5 protein-coding genes are annotated in these 5,481 nt (G+C 71.9%); all 5 read right to left on the bottom strand.

Translation table 11 applies throughout. The features are described from left to right. Positions 1-1,132 (bottom strand): Gfo/Idh/MocA family protein (locus KBX39_RS21580; protein ID WP_210872199.1); only part of this gene is annotated, 1,132 nt, incomplete at its 3' end. Between the two features lie 20 nt (positions 1,133-1,152). Beyond that, the gene (locus KBX39_RS21575) at positions 1,153-2,205 is read right to left on the bottom strand and encodes a substrate-binding domain-containing protein (RefSeq protein ID WP_043329088.1); all 1,053 of its coding nucleotides are present in this window, start codon (positions 2,203-2,205) and stop codon (positions 1,153-1,155) included. A 93-nt stretch (positions 2,206-2,298) separates the two neighbouring features. After that, positions 2,299-3,387 carry an ABC transporter permease gene (locus tag KBX39_RS21570; RefSeq protein WP_043329086.1) on the bottom strand — a complete coding sequence of 363 codons (1,089 nt, stop codon included), beginning with the start codon at positions 3,385-3,387 and terminating at the stop codon, positions 2,299-2,301. Then, complete coding sequence (locus KBX39_RS21565) at positions 3,384-4,952, bottom strand: sugar ABC transporter ATP-binding protein (RefSeq protein WP_210872197.1); 1,569 nt, start codon at positions 4,950-4,952, stop codon at positions 3,384-3,386. Before KBX39_RS21565 ends, KBX39_RS21570 begins: the two co-directional genes overlap by 4 nt. Further along, on the bottom strand, positions 4,949-5,481 hold a 533-nt coding region (locus KBX39_RS21560; protein WP_210872195.1), incomplete at its 5' end, for an ROK family protein. The genes KBX39_RS21565 and KBX39_RS21560, both read right to left, overlap by 4 nt.

The following is a 5,481-nucleotide window of genomic DNA, read 5'->3' as shown; positions in this document are numbered from 1 at the left end:
CGCGCCCGCGCTGGACCGGCCGCGCGACGGCGACCGACGGGGCCGGGGCGGCGCCGGTGGCGACCGCCTCGACGAAGTCGCGCGCCTGGTGGGTGAAGGAGTGCTCGTAGCCGATGATGTGGCCGGCCGGCCACCACGCACCCAGGTACGGATGGTCCGGCTCGGTCACCAGGATCCGGCTGAAGCCCTGCTCGGCGGCGGGCCGGGTGGCGTCCAGGAACTCCAGCTCGTTGAGGCGTTCCAGGTCGAACACGACGCTGCCGCGCGAGCCGTTGATCTCGACCCGCAGGGCGTTCTTGCGGCCGGTGGCGAACCGGGTCGCCTCGTACGTGGCGAGCGCTCCCCCGTCGAGCCGGGCCACGAACACCGCCGCGTCGTCCACTGTCACCTGGCCCATGGCGCTGCCGTTGCCGTCGGCCTGCGCGGCCAGGCCGCTCGACCCGGCGACGAGTGGCCGCTGGCGGACGAACGTCTCGGTCAGCGCGCTGACCCCGCTGACGAGCTGACCTGTGACGTGCTGGGTCAGGTCGATGATGTGCGCGCCGATGTCGCCGAGCGCGCCGGAGCCCGCCCTGTCCTTCTGCAACCGCCACACCAGCGGGAACTGCGGGTCGACGATCCAGTCCTGGAGGTAGACCGCCCGGACGTGCCGGATCTCGCCGATCCGCCCGTCGGCCACCAGCTGCCGCATCAGGGCGACAGCCGGCACCCGCCGGTAGTTGAAGCCGCACATCGCGCGTACCCCGGACTCGCGGGCCCGGGCCGCGGCCCCGGTCATCTCGCGGGCCTCGGCGACGCTGTTCGCCAGCGGCTTCTCGCACAGCACGTGCTTGCCCGCGGCGAGCGCGGCGAGCGCGATCTCGCGGTGGCTGTCCCCCGGCGTGCAGATGTCGACCACGTCGATCTCGTCGGACTCGACGAGCCGCCGCCAGTCGGTGGTGTAGCCGTCCCAGCCGAGCCGGTCGGCGGCCTCGGCCACCTTCGGCTCGTCCCGGCCGCAGACGAGCGCCATCCGTACCCGGGACGGCAGGTCGAACACCCGGTTCACGGTGCGCCACGCCTGGGAGTGCGCGGCGCCCATGAACGCGTAGCCGACCATGCCGACCCGCAGGATGCTGTCGTGACTGGACAAGGTGGGTCTCCCCCCGTGTGTCAGAACCCGAGCTTCAGGTAGTCGCTCGCGTTCTCCTTGGTGATCGTCTCGGAGGCGAGCACGATCTCCTTCGGTACCTGGAGTTCGACCAGGTCGGACATGCCCTTGCCCTGGCCGATCAGGCGGGCCAGGGAGATGGCCGAGGAGGCCATCGACGGGCTGTAGGTGACTGTGGCCTTGAGGACCGTGTTGTCGGCGGCGATGTCCTCCATGGCCTTCTTGGAGCCGGCGCCGCCGACCATGATGAATTCCTTGCGGTTGGCCTGGTTGACGGCCGCGAGCACGCCGATGCCCTGGTCGTCGTCGTGGTTCCAGACCGCGTCGATCTTCGGCAGTGCCTGGAACAGGCCGGTGGCGGCCTGCTGGCCGGAGTCGACTGTGAACTCGGCGGGGCGCCGGTTGGCGACCTTGAACCCGTACGAGGCGAGCGTGTCGGCGAACCCCTTGGACCGTTCCTGGGTCAGCTCCAGCGACTCGATGCCGGGGATCTCGCCGATCACCGGGTTGCTCACGCCCTTGGTCTTGAGCTGCTCGGCGATGTACGTGGCGGCGGCCACCCCCATGCCGTAGTTGTCGCCCTTGATCTGGCACCGGTAGGCGCGCGCGTCCGGGAAGGCCCGGTCCAGGTTCACCACCGGAATGCCGGCCTTCATCGCCTCCAGGCCGAACGCGTTGAGTTCCTTGCCGTCGTGCGGCAGCAGCACGATCACGTCGGGCTTCTGCGAGATCAGCGTGGACAGCGCCGCCCGCTGGGCCGCCGCGTCCGCGCCCGCCTCGACCGACTTCAGCTCCACGTCCTGGTACGCCCCGGCCTGCGCCTTGGCGTTGTTGGTGATGGCGGCGATCCAGCCGTGGTCGGCGGCCGGGGCGGAGAAGCCGATGGTCACCTTCTTGCCCGGCTCGGTGTTGGCGCCGGAACCGGCCGCCTTGGTCTGTGCCTCGGTCGGGCTCTGCTCGTTGCTGGTGCAGCCGGCGAGCAGCACCCCGGCGGAGACTGCGGCCCCGCCGAAGAGCAGCCGGCGGCGGGACAGGTCATGGCGCGGTGTTCTCATGACGCCTCCTGGGATGAGGTGGTGGGGTGGTTTCGGGTGTGGCGGGCCGGACCGCAGTCGGTACGACTGCAGCCGGGGTGCGCGCGGGTGGGGTCAGGTGGTGGTGGCCCGGTTACGGGCGAGGAACTGGGTGAGGCTGCCGAACTGCACCTGCTGGACCAGGACGGCGGCGACGATGATGCCGCCCTTGACCATGTTCTGGGCCTCGGCGGAGAGGTTGTTGATGGCGAACAGGTTGGTGATCGTGGAGAAGATGATCACCCCGAGCAGGGAGCCGATGATCGTGCCCCGCCCGCCGCTGAGCAGCGTGCCGCCGATGATCGCGGCGGCGATCGCGTCCAGCTCGTAGAGGTTGGCCATCGCCGCCTGCGCGGAGGTGGCCTGCGCGGTCAGCATGACCGCGGCGATGCCGCAGCACAGGCCGGACAGCGCGTAGAGGAGCACGGTGTGCCGGCGCACGTTGATGCCGGCGAGCCGGGCCGCCTCCGGGTTGCCGCCGACCGCCACCGTACGGCGGCCGAACGTGGTCCGGTTCAACAGCACCCAGCCGGCCGCCACCACCGCCACCAGGATGTAGACGAGCAGCGGGATGCCGAGCACGTTCGTGCTGGCGATGCCGTTGATGAACGTGTTGCCCGACACCTGGGTCTGCTTGTCGGAGATCTCCGCCGCCAGCCCCCGGGCGGCGACGAGCATCGCCAGCGTGGCGATGAACGGCACCAGCCGCCCGTACGACACGAGCAGCCCGTTCACCACGCCGACGGCGAGCCCGACGGTCAGCGCGGTGAAGATCATGCCGCCCGCGCCGTAGCTCTGCGTGGCGACAGTGGTGCACCAGACCCCGGCCAGCGCGACGATCGCGCCGACCGACAGGTCGATGCCGCCGCCGATGATCACGAAGGTCATGCCGACGGTGACCACGCCGACCACCGAGGCGAGCTTGAGAATGGTGAGCGTGTTGCCCCACACCCAGTTCGGGTCGCCGTAGAGGTCGGGGCGGGTCAGGATGCCGATGACCACCAGCACGACGAGCGTGGCGAGCAGGCCGAGGTTGCGCTTGACGCCCTCCCCGCCGTCGCCGCGCCACCAGGAGAGCTTCGCCGGCGCGTCGACCTTGGCGGTCTCCGTCCGCTCCACCGGCGGCGACTGCGCGGGCAGGGCGGATTCGGTTACATCGCTCATGCCGGTGCGCCTTCCATGAGGGACCCCGCCATGACGAGGTCGAGCACGGTGTTCTCGTCCAGTTCGCCGGCCGGCGCCTCGCGGACCACCCGGCCCTCCCGCATCACCAGCACCCGGTCGGCCAGGCCCAGCACCTCGGGCACCTCGCTGGAGACCAGCAGCACCCCGACGCCCCGGGCGGCCAGATCGCGGATCACCTGGTACAGCTCGGCGCGGGCGCCCACGTCCACGCCCCGGGTCGGCTCGTCGAGCAGCAGCAGCCGGGTGTCACCGAGCAGCCACCGGCCGACCACCACCTTCTGCTGGTTGCCGCCGGACAGCGTGCGCACCGGCCGCCGTACGTCGCGGGGCCGCAGCTCCAGCGACTCGGCGATCCGGTCCGCCTCGGCGCGTTCCCGCCCGGCGTCGGTGAACCCGAGGCGGGCGTACCTGCCGAACGTGGCGAGCGTGACGTTGCGGTAGATCGGTTCACCCAGCAGCAGCGCCTGGCTCTTGCGCTCCTCCGGCGCCATGCCCATCCCGGCCCGTACCGCCGCGCCCACACTCCCGCGACGCAGCGTCCGGCCGTTCACCCGGACCGTCCCGGCGTGCGCCCGGCGCGCGCCGAAGATGGTCTCCAGCAGCTCCGACCGGCCCGAGCCGACCAGCCCGGCGATGCCGACGATCTCTCCCGCCCGGACCCGGAGCGAGACGTCGGCGAACTCGCCGGGCCGGGTCAGCCCGTCCACCCGCAGCAGCTCCGCGCCACCCCCGTGGTCGGCCGGGCGCTGCGGGAAGACGTACTCGATGGTCCGGCCCGTCATCCGGGCGACCAGGTCGCGGGTCGGCGTCTCGCGGGCCGGCAGGCTCGCCGCCGTGGTCCGGCCGTCCTTGAGTACGGTGACCCGGTCGCCGATCTCGCGGATCTCCTCCAGCCGGTGCGAGATGTAGATGACAGCGATGCCCTGCGCGGTGAGTTCCCGGATGATCCGGAACAGGTTCGCCACCTCGTCGTGGGCCAGCACCGCGCTCGGCTCGTCCATGATGATCAGCCGGGCCTCGTGGGAGAGCGCCCGCGCCATGCTGACGATCTGCTTGCCGGCGGCGGGCAGGTGCCGCACCAGCCGCCCCGGCGGGATCTCCGGGTGGCCGAGCCGGGCCAGGATCTGCCGGGTACGCCGGGCCATGTGCCCCCGCCGGACGAAGCCGAACCGGCGCGGCTCGTGGCCGAGGAACGCGTTCTCCGCCTCCGACAGGTCGTCGACCAGGTCGAGTTCCTGGTAGATGGTGGCGATGCCGGCGCGCATGGCGGCCTGCGGGTTGGCGAACGACGCCGGCTCGCCCCGCCACACGACCTCGCCGGAGTCCGGCCGGTGCACCCCGGCCAGCACCTTGATCAGCGTGGACTTGCCGGCGCCGTTCTGCCCCAGCAGGCAGTGCACCTCGCCGGCGCGTACCTCCAGTTGCACGCCGTCGAGCGCGCGTACCCCCGGGAACGTCTTGACGACGTCGGTGAGGCGCAGGACCACCTCGCCCGCGACGGCGTCCGCGGGCGCCTCGACCAGTGGTTTCCCGGTGTCGCTCATGCTGCTTCTCCGAACGCGAGGTCGCTGGCCAGCACGGCCGCGCCGGCGACGCCGGCGCGCGGGCCCAGTTCGGACAGGACGACCGGCAGGTTGCCGGTGGCCAGCGGCAGCGAACGGCGGTAGACCACGCTGCGGATCTCGGCGAGCAGGATGTGGCCGAGCTGGGCCAGTCCGCCGCCGATCACGATCATCGACGGGTTTGTGAAGCTGACCAGCCCGGCCAGCACGCTGCCGACCCGCCGGCCGCCGTCCCGGATGAGCTGGATGCAGGAGACGTCCCCCTCGATCGCCCCCTGCGCCACGTCCAGCGCGGTCACCACACCCCGGGCGGCGAACCGCTCGGCCAGCGCCGGGGAGACCTCGGTGCGGGCCGCGACAGTCGCCTCGCGGGCCAGCGCGGCGCCGCTGAACACCGCCTCCAGACAGCCGACGTTGCCGCAGGAACACATCGGACCGTTCGGGTCGACCTGGATGTGGCCGATGTCCCCGGCGCAGCCGTCGGTGCCCCGGTAGACCTCGCCGTGCAGGT

The sequence above is a fragment of the Micromonospora sp. D75 genome, assembly GCF_018070405.1.
GTDB classification, from domain to species: domain Bacteria; phylum Actinomycetota; class Actinomycetes; order Mycobacteriales; family Micromonosporaceae; genus Micromonospora; species Micromonospora chalcea.
The sequence above is the reverse complement of the archived record's forward strand: the minus strand, read 5'-3'. Positions and strand labels throughout refer to the sequence as shown.

What these genes read in the sequence shown, in the direction of transcription:
- KBX39_RS21575 (WP_043329088.1), bottom strand. Translation starts at nt 2,205, where the DNA reads ATGAGAACACCGCGCCATGACCTGTCCCGCCGCCGGCTGCTCTTCGGC.
- KBX39_RS21565 (WP_210872197.1), bottom strand. Translation starts at nt 4,952, where the DNA reads ATGAGCGACACCGGGAAACCACTGGTCGAGGCGCCCGCGGACGCCGTC.
- KBX39_RS21570 (WP_043329086.1), bottom strand. Translation starts at nt 3,387, where the DNA reads ATGAGCGATGTAACCGAATCCGCCCTGCCCGCGCAGTCGCCGCCGGTG.